General features: G+C 66.4%; 12 protein-coding genes. 5 read left to right on the top strand and 7 right to left on the bottom strand.

Features of this window, described 5'->3' with window-relative positions; all coding sequences use genetic code 11:
* Positions 1–2 precede the first annotated feature (2 nt).
* Positions 3–926 carry a hydroxymethylglutaryl-CoA lyase gene (locus D3877_RS25730; RefSeq protein WP_119833672.1) on the top strand — a complete coding sequence of 308 codons (924 nt, stop codon included), beginning with the start codon at positions 3–5 and terminating at the stop codon, positions 924–926.
* A gap of 63 nt (positions 927–989) precedes the next feature.
* Here D3877_RS25730 and D3877_RS25725 read toward each other — a convergent pair whose 3' ends face one another.
* The 6 genes from D3877_RS25725 to D3877_RS25700 form a co-directional block, all read right to left on the bottom strand.
* Positions 990–2,012: an agmatine deiminase family protein gene (locus tag D3877_RS25725; RefSeq protein WP_119833671.1), complete on the bottom strand. Its 1,023-nt coding sequence runs from the start codon at positions 2,010–2,012 to the stop codon at positions 990–992.
* Positions 2,013–2,428: 416 nt separating this feature from the next.
* Positions 2,429–3,262 carry an ABC transporter permease subunit gene (locus D3877_RS25720; protein ID WP_119833670.1) on the bottom strand — a complete coding sequence of 278 codons (834 nt, stop codon included), beginning with the start codon at positions 3,260–3,262 and terminating at the stop codon, positions 2,429–2,431.
* On the bottom strand, positions 3,262–4,191 hold the full coding sequence (locus tag D3877_RS25715; protein WP_119833669.1) for an ABC transporter permease subunit: 930 nt from the start codon (positions 4,189–4,191) through the stop codon (positions 3,262–3,264). The genes D3877_RS25720 and D3877_RS25715 overlap by 1 nt, the downstream gene beginning before the upstream one ends.
* Entirely contained in the window at positions 4,188–5,339 is a 1,152-nt protein-coding gene (locus D3877_RS25710) for an ABC transporter ATP-binding protein (protein ID WP_119833668.1), read from the bottom strand. Before D3877_RS25710 ends, D3877_RS25715 begins: the two co-directional genes overlap by 4 nt.
* 96 nt (positions 5,340–5,435) lie before the next feature.
* Positions 5,436–6,533, bottom strand: a complete 1,098-nt coding sequence (locus tag D3877_RS25705) for an extracellular solute-binding protein (RefSeq protein WP_119833667.1) — start codon at positions 6,531–6,533, stop codon at positions 5,436–5,438.
* A gap of 194 nt (positions 6,534–6,727) precedes the next feature.
* Positions 6,728–7,627 (bottom strand): LysR family transcriptional regulator, encoded by a 900-nt coding sequence (locus D3877_RS25700; protein ID WP_119833666.1) that lies wholly within the window; start codon positions 7,625–7,627, stop codon positions 6,728–6,730.
* 75 nt (positions 7,628–7,702) lie between these two features.
* Here D3877_RS25700 and D3877_RS25695 point away from each other — a divergent pair, with 75 nt between their 5' ends.
* Positions 7,703–8,956, top strand: coding sequence for an MFS transporter (locus D3877_RS25695; RefSeq protein WP_238475087.1), 1,254 nt, complete (start codon positions 7,703–7,705; stop codon positions 8,954–8,956).
* Positions 8,957–8,961: 5 nt separating this feature from the next.
* Positions 8,962–9,498, top strand: coding sequence for a GNAT family N-acetyltransferase (locus D3877_RS25690; RefSeq protein WP_238475086.1), 537 nt, complete (start codon positions 8,962–8,964; stop codon positions 9,496–9,498).
* Between the two features lie 11 nt (positions 9,499–9,509).
* Here D3877_RS25690 and D3877_RS25685 read toward each other — a convergent pair whose 3' ends face one another.
* Positions 9,510–9,770 carry a hypothetical protein gene (locus D3877_RS25685; RefSeq protein ID WP_119833664.1) on the bottom strand — a complete coding sequence of 87 codons (261 nt, stop codon included), beginning with the start codon at positions 9,768–9,770 and terminating at the stop codon, positions 9,510–9,512.
* Positions 9,771–9,913: 143 nt separating this feature from the next.
* On the opposite strand from D3877_RS25685, the gene D3877_RS25680 reads away from it, so the two are divergent.
* Positions 9,914–10,825, top strand: coding sequence for a LysR family transcriptional regulator (locus tag D3877_RS25680; protein ID WP_119833663.1), 912 nt, complete (start codon positions 9,914–9,916; stop codon positions 10,823–10,825).
* An 89-nt stretch (positions 10,826–10,914) separates the two neighbouring features.
* Positions 10,915–15,756: an NAD-glutamate dehydrogenase gene (locus D3877_RS25675; RefSeq protein ID WP_119833662.1), complete on the top strand. Its 4,842-nt coding sequence runs from the start codon at positions 10,915–10,917 to the stop codon at positions 15,754–15,756.
* Positions 15,757–15,818 lie beyond the last annotated feature (62 nt).

Genomic DNA, 15,818 nt, shown 5'->3' with positions numbered 1-15,818 from the left:
CCATGACGTTGCCCGCCCTGCCCCGCCCCGCCCTGCCCGCTTTTGTCCGCATGGTCGAGGTTGGCCCGCGCGACGGCCTGCAAAACGAAAAGACCATCGTTCCCACCACCGTCAAGATCGCGCTGGTCGAAAAACTGGCCGACGCCGGTCTGAGCGTGATCGAGGCGGGCAGCTTCGTGTCGCCCAAATGGGTTCCCCAGATGGGCGACAGCGCCGAGGTCTTCGCGGGTCTCGCCCGCAAGCCCGGCGTCCGCTACGCCGCCCTCACCCCCAACCTGAAGGGGTTGGAGGGCGCGCTCGCCGCCAAGGCCGACGAGGTGGCTGTGTTCGGCGCGGCGTCGGAAAGCTTCAGCCAAAAGAACATCAACTGCTCCATCGCCGAAAGCCTCGACCGTTTCGCCCCGGTGATGGAGCAGGCCAAGGCGGCGGGCGTTCCGGTGCGCGGCTATGTCAGTTGCGTGCTGGGCTGCCCCTATGAGGGAGAGATCGCGCCGTCGGCGGTCGCCGAGGTCGCCGCCCGGCTGTACGCCATGGGCTGTTACGAAATCTCGCTGGGCGACACCATCGGAACCGGCACCCCGGCCAAGGCGCAGGCGATGATCGCGGCAGTGGCCGCGCGCGTGCCGATGGACAAGATCGCCGTCCATTTCCACGACACCTACGGGCAGGCGCTGGCCAACCTCTACGCCGCCTTGACGATGGGCGTGGCGGTGGTGGACAGCTCCGTCGCCGGTCTGGGCGGCTGCCCCTACGCCAAGGGGGCGTCGGGCAATGTGGCGAGCGAGGATGTGCTGTACATGCTGAACGGTCTGGGGATCGAGACCGGGGTGGATCTGGATCGGCTGATCGCAGCGGGGGCGTTCATCAGCGACGCCCTCGGTCGGCCAACGGCGTCAAAGGTGGCCCGCGCTCGTGGTTGTGCGTGAGAGGTCCGCCCTCGACGCCGAAGGGCCGCGTCCTGACCGGGGCGCGGCCCTTTTGTTTTGCGCTTATGCGCCGATAGCGGGCTGCTGCTGCGTGATGCAGTGGATGCCGCCGCCGCCGCGCACGATGTCGAGCGCGTTGATCTGCACGACCTCGCGGTCGGGGAACGCCTTGCGCACCGCGCGAAAGGCGTCATCGTCCGCCGGATCCTCGAAGGCGGGCATCACGACGCCACCGTTGGCGATGTAGAGGTTGGTGTAAGACAGGGTCAGGCGGGCGCCGTTTTCGTCGCGGCGGGTCGGTTGCTGGACGGGGATGACCTCCAACGCCCGCCCCTTGGCGTCGCGGGCGCGTTTCAGCCGGTCCAGATTGTCTTGGAAGGCTTTGAAATTAGCGTCGCCGGGATCGTCGGTGGTGATCGCCATCACCACGCCGGGGCGCACGAACAGGGCGATTTCGTCGATGTGGCCGTCCGTCTCGTCATCCTGGTAGCCTTCGCCCAGCCAGATGATCGACGACACGCCCAAATGATCCATCAGATGCCGCTCGATCTCGGCCTTGCTCAGACCGGGATTGCGGTTGGGATTCAGCAGGCATTGTTCGGTGGTCAGCAGCGTGCCTTCGCCATCGACGTGGAAGGACCCGCCTTCCATCACCAGCGGCGCGGCAAAGCGCGGAATTTGTTTGTGATCGAGAATCAAACGACCGACGTCGCGGTCTTTGGCGCAATCGAGGTAATTGCCGCCCCAGGCGTTGAACCCCCAATGGACGCCCGCCAAGCCGCCCTTGCCGTCGATGACAAAGCTGGGGCCGGTGTCGCGCACCCAGGAATCGTTGATCGGCAGCGGCAGAATCGGCACGCCCGACCCGCAGGCCAGCGAGGCTTCGGCCACGTCCGCCGGGTCGCAGACCATCGTCACCGGCTCAAACCGGGAAATGGCCTGCGCCACCTCGGCATACGCCTCGCACGCGGCGTCAAAGCTTCCTTCGGGCCATGTTTCCGGGCGGCAGGGCCACGCCATCCAGCACCCGCTGTGGCGTTCCCATTCTCCCGGCATCCAAAAGCCTTGGGCGGTTGGCGTCGTCATGCGTCGATCCCTCTACCCCGGTGAAACCCATAATGGCGACGTGAAATCAATCCCCTCACCCTAAACACGGGCGATGGGTTTTGGCAACGTCGCCAATCAGACACACACACTGCGCAAACGGGGGGAGTGGATCAAAAATGCGCGTCAGACAGGGACGCGGGCGGTCTTAACGACCGGACGGCGGGCGCAGAGCGCGGCGGGCCGTGACAGAACGGGACGACGAATAGCCAACCGACGGATTGCTGAAAAAACCAAGCCTGAGCATTGGGAACCACAGGAGCGCGCGCATGGCACGACCTCATTTGCTGTTTACGATGAGGTCATCCTAACAAAAGTGGCGCAAAAAAGCCACCCGCCGCGTCGCAGGTCTGCAACGCGGCGGACGGTCAAAAGCAGAAACATGGCCCGCCAAGGGCTTAGCCGCCCTGGATCGCCATCTGTTCGTCCCGTTTCCGCTGGCGGTCCTGCCGGGCCATGACGACGCTCGCCACGAAAATGCCCGTCGCGACGACCAGAACCATCAGAGTCGCCAGCGCGTTGATCTGCGGACTGATGCCAAATTTGACGCTGGAAAAGATCACCATCGGCAAGGTGGTGGATCCCGGTCCCGACACGAAACTCGCCACCACCACATCGTCGAGCGACAAGGTGAAGGCCAGCAGCCAACCCGCCACCAGGGCCGGGGCGATGATCGGCAGAGTGATGACGAAAAACACCTTGGCTGGACGCGCGCCCAGATCCATCGCCGCCTCTTCCAGGCTGCCGTCCATCCCGGCCAGACGCGATTGGATGACCACCGCGACATAGGACAGGGTGAAGGTGGTGTGAGCGATGGTGATGGTGGTGACGCCCCGGCCATCCGGCCAGCCGATGAGTTGCTCCATCGCCACGAACAGCAGCAGAAGCGACAGGCCGGTGATGACCTCCGGCATGACCAGCGGCGCGGTTATCATGCCGCCAAACAGGGTTCGGCCACGGAACCGGCCAAAGCGCGACATCGCCATGCCCGCGCAGGTGCCCAAAATCACCGACAGGGTGGCCGACACCGCCGCCACCCGCAAGGACAGCGCGGTGGCGGCCAGCAGCGCCTCGTTGTTCAACAGCTCCCCATACCATTTGGTGGAAAAGCCGCCCCACACCGTGACCAGCCGCGACTCGTTGAACGAGTAGGTGATGAGCAAGACGATGGGCACATAGAGGAAGGCGTAGCCGAACCACAGCGCCCAAGACAGGAAACCGATGCGCTTCATCACCGCTCCTCCGCCTCGCGACCCTGGACATATTGGAAGATCATGATCGGCACGACCAGCACCAGCAGCAGGGCGATGGCCACGCCCGAGGCCACCGGCCAATCACGGTTGGCGAAGAACTCGTTCCACAACACCCGCCCAATCATCAGCGTGTCGGGGCCGCCCAACAGTTCGGGCGTCACGAACTCGCCCACCGCCGGGATGAAGACCAGCAAGGACCCGGCGATGATGCCGGGCAACGACAGCGGCAGCGTGACGGTCAGGAACGCCTTCAACGGACGGCAGCCCAGATCCGCCGCCGCTTCCAGCAGGGTCGGGTCCATCTTTTCCAGGGTCGAATAGAGCGGCAGCACCATGAAGGGCAGATAGCAATAGGTCATGCCGATGTAGACCGCCCAATCGGAATAGAGGATCTCCACCGGCCCGCTGGTGATCCCGGTCCATTCCAGCAGATTGCTGATGACGCCGTTGCTCTTGAGGATGCCGATCCAGGCGTAGATGCGGATCAGGAAGGACGTCCAGAAGGGCAGAATGACCAGCATCATCAACGGCCCACGCCGCGCCGGGTCGGCTTTGGCGATGGCGTAGGCCATGGGATAGCCGATGGCCAGACAGAGCAGCGTCGTCACCAGCGCGATCTTGACCGAGTTCAGATAGGCCAGAATGTAAAGATCGTCGCCGGTCAGCCGCAGGTAATTGGTCAGATTCAGCAGGATCTGGAGCTTCGTCGTCCCGGATTCCTCGTCAGTCAACCAACCGACCAACGGCGCGTAGGGCGGTTGGGCGACGATGGATTCGGAAAAGCTGATGCCGAAGACGATCAGGAAGGGCACCAGAAAGAACAGCAGCAGCCACAGAAAGGGCATGGCGATCACCGCGCCACGCCCCCACAGGCCCAACCGGCTGAGGGCCGAGACGACGCCGCTCATTGCGCCAGCACCACGCCGGCGAAGGGCCGCCAGCTCAAATAAACCTCGTCCCCCCAGGTGATCGGCATTTCCGTGCGACGGGTGACGTTGGGGGCGGTGACGCGCACCGTCTTGCCGGTCGGCAGCTCAACCAGATAGATCGACACGTCGCCCAGATAGGCGATTTCGCGAACCACGCCCTTGGCGCTGTTGCGCCCGGCGGCGTCCGGCGATTCCTCCTTGGACAGGGCGATTTTTTCCGGACGGATGGCGACGACGACCGGCGTCCCGGTTGGGGCCGGGGTCGCGTGGCTGATGTACAGCTCGCACCCGGCCTCCTCCGACGCGATCAACGCGTGATCGGCGGCGGATTCCACCACGCGGCCCTCGAACATGTTGATCGAGCCGATGAACTCGGCGACGAAGCGCGAATGGGGGTATTCGTAAATCTCGGTCGGCGTTCCCACCTGGGCGATGACGCCATGGTTCATCACGGCGATGCGCGACGACATGGTCATCGCCTCTTCCTGGTCGTGGGTGACGACAATGAAGGTGACGCCGAGTTTTTCTTGAATGTTCACCAGCTCGAACTGGGTCTTTTCGCGCAATTTCTTGTCGAGCGCGCCCAGCGGCTCGTCGAGCAGCAGCAGCTTCGGGCGCTTGACCAGCGAGCGGGCCAGCGCCACGCGCTGCCGCTGGCCGCCGGACAATTGATGAGGCTGCCGTTTGCCAAAGGCGCCGAGTTGGACCATCTCCAGCATCTCGGCCACCCGGTCGCGGATCTCGGCCCTCGGCACATTGTCCTGTTTCAGCCCGAAGGCGACGTTCTGTTCGACCGTCATGTGCGGGAACAGGGCGTAGGACTGGAACATCATGTTGACGGGCCGCTCATAGGGCGGAATGCCCGACATGTCGACGCCGTCGATGAAAATCTTGCCCTCGGTCGGCTGCTCGAACCCCGCCAGCATGCGCAACAGCGTCGTCTTGCCGGATCCCGATCCGCCGAGAAGCGCAAAGAACTCGTTCCGGTAGATCGACAGGCTGACCTCATCGACGGCGACGAAATCGCCAAAGGTCTTCGTCACCTTCTCGATACGGACATAGGGCGCCTGCCCGGCATCCTGCCAGGGTTCCAGACGGGTGGGTTTGCGAAGCGGCTGACCGGCCATCCAGAGTCCTCAATCAATGCGACGCGCCCCAGCCAGTCCCCGGCGTTGGAGGCCGACTGGGGCGCAAAGGCGCGTTACAAGGGGCGGGGCGGCGGCTTACTTGCCGGTCTTGACCTTGGTCCACACGCGGGTGCGGGCGCGGTCGGTGGCCTGCTTGACCGGCCTCAGCGAGAACAGCTTCACCTTGCTGTCGTCGGGCAGGAAGATGCCGGGGTTGCCCTTGATGTCGCCGTCAACCGCCGCCAACGAGGCCGGAACGGCGTTGGCGTAGCGCACCGTGTTGGAGATCTTGGCGGTGTTCACCGGATCCAGGATGAAGTTGATGTACTGGTAAGCGCCCTCTTTGTTGGGGGCGTCGGCGGGAACCGCCAGCGTGTCCCACCAGACCTGAACGCCTTCCTTCGGCGTCACATACTCCACCTTGGCGCTCTTGGCCTCGGCGGCGCGGGCGGCGCCCTGGATGGCGTCGCCGTTGTAGGCCATGACGACGCAGGCGTCGCCGCCCGCCAGGATGTTGATGTTCTGGCCGGTGACGAACTGCTTGATGTAGGGGCGAACCGCCATCAGCGTCTTTTCGACCTTCTCCAAATCCTCCTTCTTTTCAGAGTTCGGATCGAGGCCGAGATAGTTCAGCACCGACGGGATGACGTCGATGGCCGAATCCATGATGGTGATGCCGCAGGCCGCGACCTTCTTGGCCACGTCGGGCTTGAAGATCAGATCCCAGGAATCCAAGGCCACGTCGGGGGCGACGGCCTTGATTTTTTCCGGGATGATGGCGATGCCGACGGTGCCGCCCAGATAGGGAACGGCGAACTTGTTGCCGGGATCGGAGTTTTCCAGCAGCTTCAGAACCTTCGGATCGAGATTCTTGAAGTTCGGGATCTTGGCCTTGTCGAGCGGACCGACGACCTTGGCCTGGATCAGGCGCGACAGGGTCGGCTCAGCGGTCGGGACGATCACGTCGTAGCCGGACTTGCCGACCAGCACCTTCTGCTCCAACAGCTCCAGGCTGTCGTACAGATCGACCTTCGCCTCAGCCCCGGACGCCTTGGTGAAGTCGGCCAGGGTCGTTTCACCCAGATAATCGTTCCAGATGTAGATGTTGACCGGCTTTTTGGCCTGGGCCATGGCCGGACCGGCGATGGCGACCGCAGCGACCGCGCCAAGGAGGCTAAGAGCGAATTTTTTCATTAGGATGCCCCGACCTGTTCGTTGTCTTTCAGGGTGGCGTCGCGTTCCCCACGGCGTACCCAACGCGGGGGCTATTGCACCCACGCATGGATGCGTTGTCAACGGTTTGAGCGCCCGAACGGCCACAATCCCCACAATGTTCGCGCTGATCCGGTCCTGTTCTCCGCCACGGCGGCTTTCTGCTCAAAATCGCCTCAACTCGACGGCTCCAACGACCGGATCGCCGCCGCCATCGCCCGAACCCCGGCGTCCAGCATCTTGTCCCGGCGCAGGGCCAACCCCAGACTCCGCGTCAAGGGTGGAACCAGGGGGCGGGCGCGGAAGCGATCCCGGTCCAGATCGCCCGCCACCGTGACCGAGGGCAGAATCGACCGCCCCAGCCCGGCGGCGACCAGATTCTTGATGGCCTCCACATTGCCAAGCTCCATCGCCGGGCGCGGTTGGCAACCGCCCGCGACGAACCAAGCGTCGATCACCGCCCGCATCGTGCCGCCCCGCTCATACAGAATGAGCGGCGTGGCGGCGGCCTCCGCCGGATCGACGGCGTCGTTGGCCTCTTCCGGCTCCATTCGCCGGGGGTCGACCGCCACCAACGTCTCGACGCACACCGGCTCAATGAACAGGCTGGGTCTTGCGGCGGGCAGCGTGACCAGCGCCAGATCCAGGGTTCCAGCCTCCACCGCGTCCAAAATCTCCGGGGTGTCGCCGGTGACGACGATGATCTCCAAACCAGGGTGATCGGCGCGCAGCGCGGTCAGAACCGACGGCAAGCGATAAATGCAGGCGGTTGCCCCGGTGCCGATGCGCACCCGGCCAAAATCCCCGGCGCGGTGGCGCATCATATGGGCCACCGCCGCGTCCGCCTCGTCGCGCAGACGATGGACGAAGGGCAGAAGATCGCGACCGGCGGCGGTCGGCAGGGCGCGCTTGCCCACCCGCTCAATCAGGCGGACGCCGAAGCGGTCCTCCAGATTGCGGATCTGCATGCTGACCGCCGGTTGGGTCAGGCCAAGCCGGGCGGCGGCCTCCGTGAAGCCGCTATGCTCCACCACCATCGCGAAGGTCAGAAGCTGATCGAGGTTGACGCCGCGCATGCCGCTAGTTTTCCTTATGATTCCGATCAAATCAATAAATTTGCCTTTTCCAGCCGCCCCGCCGACTCTGGGGCCATGACGAACGCCCCCCATTCCTCCGCACCTCTCTGGCTGATGGCGCTGTGCGTCAGCCGCTTTGGCGCGTCGCTGGCCTTCATGGTCCACGCCGGGGCCTTGCCCGCGACGCTGCGCGCCTGGGGCATGAGCGGGGGCGAGGCCGGGGGCATCCAGACCGGCTTCAACATCGGTTACGCCCTGTCCCTGGTGCTGTCCTCGTGGTTCGCCGACAGTTTGGGGGCCAAGCGGGTGTTCTTGTGGTCGAGTTGGGCGTCCGCCGCCGCCGGGTTGGCCTTCGCCCTGTTCGCCCGCTCGCCCGACAGCGCCTTTTGGCTGTTCGCGCTTCTGGGGTTGACGCAGGGCGGGACCTACGCCCCGTCGATCATGCTGGTGGCGCAGGGCGTCGCCGCCGACCGGCGCGGCGCGGCGGTCGGCTGGCTGCTGGGGGCCGGGTCGCTTGGTTATTTCGCCTCCATCGCGCTCGCCGCCGATCTCAGCGAGCGGATCGGCTACGAGGCCGCGTTTTTGGTCTGCGGCGTCGGCCCGCTGCTGGCGGCCCTGATCGTCGCGCCGGGACTGCGCCGACGGCCCAACCGCGTCGTTGGCGCGCGCCAGGGGGGATTGCGCGACGCCTTTCGCTTTCTGGCGGATCGCCGCTCCCTCCTGCTGACCGCTGGCTACACCGCCCACGCTTGGGAGTTGCTGGGCATGTGGGCGTGGTTGCCCGCCTTCCTGACGGCGGTCCTCGCCGTGCCGGGCGGCGCGGCTGGCTCGGGCCTGTGGATCGCCGGGGCCATTCATCTGTCGGGGTGCCTGTCGTCTCTGACCATGGGGCGGGCGTCTGATCGGTTGGGGCGGCGGGCCGTGCTGGTGGCGATGGCGGCCATGGGGGCCGTCTGTTCGCTGAGCATCGGCTGGATGGAGACTCTGCCGGTGTGGTTGATCCTGCCGATGGCGGCGCTTTATGGTTTCTCGGCGCTGGGCGATTCCCCGGTTCTGTCCACCGCGATGACCGAGGCGACGCCGCCGGGCAGCCTGGGGGCGGCGCTGGCCGTGCGCTCCATCCTTGGTTTCGGGGCGGGCGGCGTCGCGCCGCTGGCCGTCGGTTTGGCGCTGGACGGCGCCGGATCCGGGGGCAGTCTCGTTGCCGGATCCGGTTGGGGTTGGGGTTTCGCCCTGCTGGGAATCGGCGGCGTGGCGGCGACCTTGTGCGCCGCCCTGCTCGCCCCCGACCGCCCCGCCTCCCCTTCCCTCTCTCATCTTCGGAGTTGATCGACGTGACGTTCGCCCTGACCATCCGCCCCTCGCGCGACGAGGACATTCCGGCGATCACCGCGCTGTACAGCCACCATGTCCTCACCGGCACCGCGTCGTTTGAGGAAATCGCCCCCGACGAGGCCGAGATGGCTCGCCGCCGAGCCGAGATTTTGGCGCGCGGCCTGCCCTATCTGGTGGCGGAATGCCAGGGTCAATTGGCTGGTTACGCCTATGCCGGGCTGTATCGGACGCGCAGCGCATACCGCTTCACGCTGGAAAATTCGGTCTATGTCGATGCCGGAATGGCCCGGCGGGGCGTCGGTCGGGCGTTGATGGATCCGCTGATCGAGATCTGCGAGGCCGCCGGATACCGCCGCATGATCGCCGTGATCGGCGACAGCGCCAACCACGGCTCCATCGGCCTGCACAACGCCTGCGGCTTCCGCCATGTCGGCGTGCTGCCAGCGGTGGGCTTCAAGTTTGGCCGCTGGCTCGACGGCGTCCTGATGGAACGCCCGCTGGGCGACGGCGGCGAGAGTTTGCCCGTCGAGCGGTGAGGCTGCCCGCGTCAGTCATGGACCAGCAAGTCGTCCTCAACCAATGGACGGCGCGGCGCGACCGGCTGGGCCGCCAGCGGCAGATCCCGCAGCAGCTCCAGCGGCGGGATGCGGACCTCGACCGGCGGCAGCGATCCCGGAACCGGACGGCCCAGATCCAAAACCGCCAGCAGGGTCAGAACGGCAAGCGCCACCGCGACGACCAGCAAGCGGCGGTCAACCCCGTCCGCGTCCTTCGCGGCGTCCCGGTGGTCCCTGTCCAGCAAAGCCATGGCCTGATCTCCATCCTGCAATCGTTGGTGGGTGTTGGTGGGAAGCTTGATCGATGAGGCAAAAGGTCACAATGTGGCTTTGACGCAGCCAGCCTTCGGATCAACCGAAGGCTGGCTGCCTTGTCCATCGGAGGGGGCGGCCCTTGCGCTTCGATCTGACCGACCTGCGGCTGTTCCTGCACGTCGCCGAAACCGGCAGCATCACGGCGGGGGCGGAGCGCAGCGCCATGGCGCTCGCCTCGGCCAGCGCGCGCATCCGGGGAATGGAGGACGCGCTGGGCATTCCCCTGTTGGAGCGTGGGCGGCGCGGCGCGCGACCGACCCCGGCGGGGCGCGCCGTGGTTCATCACGCCCGGCTGGTGCTCCACCAGCTTGAACGGATGCGCGGCGAGTTGAACGAGTACGCCCGGGGGCTGAAGGGCCATGTCCGGCTCTTGTCCAACACCGCCGCGATCAACGAGTTCCTGCCCGACGCGCTCGCCGTCTTCCTCGCCGCCAACCCCAACATCGACATTGATCTGGAGGAGCGCGCCAGCCACGCGATTGTCGAGGCGGTGGCCGCCGGCTTGGCGGACCTGGGCGTCGTCGCCGACATGGTCGATCTCGGCGGGTTGGAAATCCGACCCTTCCGTTCCGACCGGCTGGTTCTGGTGGTGGCGAAGGATCACCCGCTGGCCGCCCAATCCAGCGTGGCCTTCGCCGACATTCTGGACGAACCGTTTGTAGGCTTGAGCAGCGGCAGCGCGTTGCAGGAATATTTGAACGCGCACGCGGCGCGGGCCGGGCGCAGCCTGTCTTTCCGGGTGCGCGTGCGCGGCCCCATCGCGCTGTGCCGGGTGGTGGAACGCGGCGTCGGCATCGGAATCGTCCCGGAAACGGCGGCCCTGCGCGCCGCCGAATCCTCGGCGATTCAAGTCGTCTCCTTGTCCGATTCCTGGGCGCCGCGCCTGCTGGTCCTGTGCGCCCGACGCTTCGACGACCTGTCGGCGCATGCCCGGCGGTTGGTCGACGAGCTGACCGCGCCCGCCCCGTCAAACCCGGTTTCGCCCGATTAGTCAGACATACTGTCGTTAATTTGTCGTCGAATTGTCAGCGTTACGGTGGTACTACCAGCAAAACTCTACAACAGGAGAGCACCACCATCATGCGGACGGCGACCAAGGATCTGGCGGGCGACATGCGCAAGCAACTGGCTGAGCTTGTGCGCAGCCGGGTTCCGAACGCACGGGCGGAAGAATTCGTCCAGCGCTTCTACGCCAACGTTCCCCCCGACGATTTGCTGCGGGCGACGTCCGAGCAGCTCTATGGGGCGGCGCTGGCCATGTGGCAATGGGGCCAGCACCGGCGCACCGGCGCCGCCCGCGTGCGCGTCTATTCGCCCCGACTCGATGAGCATGGCTGGCAATCCGACCGCGCCGTGGTCGAAATCGTCAACGACGACATGCCGTTCCTGGTCGATTCGGTGACGGCGGAGCTGAACCGCCAGGGCGTCACCGTCCATCTGGTGATCCATCCGGTGGTGCGCGTGGTCCGCGACGCCGACGGCAAGCTGGAGCGCTTGGTCGAACCGGGCGAGGCCCCGGATCTGAAAGACGGCGCGCGCGACGAATCCTTCATGCATTGCTCGATTGATCCGCAATCGGATCCGGCGGTTCTGGCGCGCCTGCGCGAGGGCTTGGAACGGGTGCTGACCGACGTCCGCGCCGCCGTTCAGGATTGGGAGCCGATGCGCGCCCGCGTCGCCGCGTCGCAACATGATCTGGCCAAGGCCCCGGATCCGGTCGAGGCCGCCGAAGCCGCCGACTTCATGGCCTGGGTTGACGCGGGCAACGTGACGCTGCTGGGCAGCCGCTATTATGTGGTGACGCCGGGCGACGGCGCGTTGGATGAACCCTCGCTGGATTTGGTCGAGGGCAGCGGGCTGGGCATGCTGCGCGACCCGGAAACCACCGTGTTCGACGAACAGGGCCACGCCGCCACCCTGCCCGCCGAAATCCGCGCCTTCCTGCACCAACCGCGCCCGCTTCTGGTGACGAAGGGAACCCGGCTGGCCACCGTCCACCGCGCGGTGCCGCTCGACACGCTGCTCATCAAGCGCTTTGACGAGGATGGTCGCGTGGTTGGCGCCCTGCTGACCGTCGGGCTGTTCACCTCCGTCGCCTACAACCGCAGCCCGCGCGAGATTCCGTTCCTGCGCCGCAAGGTCGCCGACGTGATGACCCGCGCCGGGTTCGACCCGCAGGGCCATGACGGCAAGGCGCTGCTGAACATCCTGGAAACCTACCCGCGCGACGAGCTGTTCCAAATCCAGGTTTCGGAACTCTACGACACGACGCTCGGTATCCTGCATTTGCAAGAGCGGCAGCGGCTGGCCTTGTTCGTCCGCGTCGATCCGTTCCAGCGTTTCGCCTCCTGCCTGGTCTTCGTGCCGCGCGACCGCTACGACACCAATCTGCGCCGGAAAATCCAACGCATCCTGGAGGCGAGCTTCAACGGAACCTGCGCCTCCTACCACACCCAATTGTCCGAAAGCGCCCTGGCGCGGCTGCACCTCATCATCCGCACTGAGCCGGGACGGGCGCCCGCCGCCGACGTCGGCGAGTTGGAAGCCCGGCTGGTCCAGGCCGCGCGCGGTTGGAGCGACCATCTGCGCGACGCCTTGATCGACGCCCATGGCGAGGAGGTCGGCAACGCTCGGCTGCGCCGCTACGCCGACGCCTTCCCGGCGGGCTACCGCGAGGATTTCACCGCCGAGGCGGCGGTCCACGACATCGAACGCATTGAGCAGGCGACCGCGCAACAGCGGCTTGGCATCACCCTCTTCCACCCGCTGGAAGCGGAAGAGGACGAACTCCACGTCAAGATCTACCACCAGGGGCGCCCGGTCCCGCTGTCCGACGTGCTGCCAATGCTGGAGCACATGGACCTGAAGGTCATCACCGAGCAGCCTTACGAGGTCGCCGCCGCCGGGGCCGAGGCGCCGGTGTGGATCCACGATTTCGCCGCCCGCAGCCAGACCGGCGCCGCCGTCGATTGCGCGCAAGTGAAGGAGATCTTCCAAGAGGCCTTCGCCGCCGTGTGGGATGGCCGGATGGAGGATGACGGTTTCAACCGCCTGATCCTGCGGGCCGGACTGACGGCGCGGGAGGTGGTGGTGCTGCGCGCCTACGCCAAGTTCCTCAAGCAAGCCCGCTTCGCCTACGCGCAAGACACGGTGGAGGCGACGCTCGCCGCCCATCCCGACACCGCGCGCCTGATCGCCCAGCTCTTCGCCGCCCGTTTCGACCCGAAAAACCGGGCCGACGAGACCCCGATCCTTGAGGCCATCGACGCGGCGCTCGACGCCGTGACCAATCTGGACGACGACCGCATTCTGCGCCGCTTCGTCACGCTGGTCCGCGCCACGCTGCGCACCAACGCCTACCAAACCCTGCCGAATGGCCAGCCCAAGCCCTATCTGTCGCTGAAGTTCAACAGCGGCCAGATTGACGAGCTGCCCCTGCCCCGCCCCTGGGTCGAGGTCTTCGTCTATTCCCCGCGCATGGAGGGCGTCCATCTGCGCGGCGGCAAGGTGGCGCGCGGCGGCATCCGCTGGTCCGACCGGCGCGAGGATTTCCGCACCGAGATTCTGGGGCTGATGAAGGCCCAGATGGTCAAGAACACGGTGATCGTCCCGGTCGGCTCGAAGGGCGGCTTCGTCCTCAAACGCCCGCCGCCCGCCTCTGCTGGGCGCGAGGCGTTCCAGGCCGAAGGCGTCGAATGCTACAAGCTGCTGATGCGCGGTCTGCTTGATCTGACCGACAATCTGACCGCCGACGGCTCGGTGATGCCGCCCGCCGACGTGGTGCGCCATGACGGCGACGATCCCTATCTGGTGGTCGCCGCCGACAAGGGCACGGCGACCTTCTCCGACATCGCCAACGGCGTGTCCATCGACCATGGCTTTTGGCTGGGCGACGCCTTCGCCTCGGGCGGGTCGGTCGGCTACGACCACAAGGTGATGGGCATCACCGCGCGCGGCGCGTGGGAATCGGTCAAGCGGCATTTCCGCGAAACCGGGCTGGACATCCAAACCACCGACTTCACCGTGGTCGGCGTCGGCGACATGTCGGGCGACGTGTTTGGCAACGGCATGCTGCTGTCCAAACACATCCGCCTGCTGGCCGCCTTCGACCACCGCCATATTTTCCTCGACCCCGATCCCAACCCGGCGGCGAGCTGGGCGGAGCGCGCGCGGCTGTTCGCCCTGCCCCGCTCCTCTTGGGCCGAGTATGATCGGGCGCTGCTGTCCAAGGGCGGCATGATCGTCGAGCGTTCGCTGAAAAGCGTCGAGTTGACGCCGGAGGTCCGCGCCTGTTTTGGCATTGAGGCGACGCACATCGCCCCCGCCGAGTTGATGCGCCGCCTGCTGACGGCCAAGGTCGATCTGCTGTGGTTCGGCGGCATCGGCACCTACATCAAGGAATCGGGCGAAACCAACGCCGAAGCGGGCGACAAGGCGACCGACGCCCTGCGCGTCGATGGCCGCGACATCCGCGCCACGGTGATCGGCGAAGGGGCCAATCTGGGCGCGACCCAGCGGGGCCGCATCGAGGCCGCCCGCTTTGGCGCCAATGGGCAGGGCGTGCGGCTGAACACCGACGCCATCGACAATTCGGCGGGCGTCGACACGTCGGACCATGAGGTGAACATCAAGGTGCTGCTGGGCGACGTGGTGGCGCGCGGCGACATGACGACCAAACAGCGCGACGTGCTGATGGCGGCGATGACCGACGAGGTGGCGGGGCTGGTTCTGGCCGACAATTACCGGCAATCCCAAGCCCTGACCATCGCGCAAGCGCAAGGCCCGGCGCTGCTGGAGGCGCAGGCCCGCTTCATCCGCACGCTGGAAAAGGCCGGTCGCCTGAACCGCGCCATCGAGTATCTGCCGAGCGACGAGGATCTCGCCGAACGGATGGCCGAACGGCGCGGCCTGACCCGGCCGGAGCTGGCGGTGCTGCTGGCCTACGCCAAGATCACGCTGTACGACGATCTGCTGGCCTCGGACCTGCCCGACGATCCGGCGATGGCGGGCGATTTGCTGGCCTATTTCCCCAAGCCCTTGCAGGACAGCCAGGGCGAGGCCATCGCCCGCCACCGTCTGAAGCGCGAGATCGTCGCCACGCAAGTGACCAACAGCCTGGTCAACCGCGTCGGCCCGACCTTCGTCCGCGAGATGATGGAGAAGACCGGCCTGGGTCCGGCGGACGTCGCCCGCGCCTACGCCATCACCCGCGAGGTCTTCGGCCTGCGCGACCTGTGGACCGCCATCGACGCGCTGGACAACCGCGTCCCGGCGGCGGCGCAAACGGCGCTGTTCCTGGAAACCGTCCAGTTGATGGACCGCGCGGTGGCGTGGTTCTTGGTGAACGCCGCCCATCCGCTCGACATGGCCGCCGAGGTCGCCGCCTATCAACCGGGCCTGGTCGCTTTGGCGACTGGCCTCGACCGCTTCCTTGACAACGAAGAGGCCGCAAGGCTGGACGCGCGGGTGGCCGACAGCGTGGCGCAAGGCGTCCCGGACGCCGTGGCCCGCCGTTTGGCCGCCCTGCCAATCCTCGCCGCCGCCCCAGATCTGGTGCGGATCGCCGCCAAAAGCGGGCGCGACGTCGCCGGTGTGGCCTCGGTCTATTTCGGCCTGGGCCGCCGGTTTGGTCTGGAATGGCTGCGTGACCGCGCGTCGGGGGCCAAGGTGGAGAATCATTGGCAAAAGCAAGCCGTCGCCGCCATCGTCGATGATCTGTTCGCCCACCAAAGCGCCCTGACCCTGCGCGTTCTGGAAAGCGAAGCGGAGGATTCGGCGGCGGTCGACACCTGGATCGCCCGCCGTCGCCCACTGGTCGAACGGGTCGAGTTGCTGCTGTCCGAGCTGCGCGGCCAACCCGCCATCGATCTGGCGATGCTGGCGGTCGCCAACCGGCAACTCCGGGGGCTGACCACCGGCTAACACGGACTTTCTCCGTTCGGATGGCCTTCGGGCCTCTCTGAAGCGCCGGGGTCTTTCAGGCA

It is taken from the genome of Azospirillum cavernae (assembly GCF_003590795.1).
Lineage (GTDB): Bacteria > Pseudomonadota > Alphaproteobacteria > Azospirillales > Azospirillaceae > Azospirillum > Azospirillum cavernae.
Note: the sequence above shows the minus strand (reverse complement) of the source record. Positions and strands in the feature narration are given on the sequence as shown.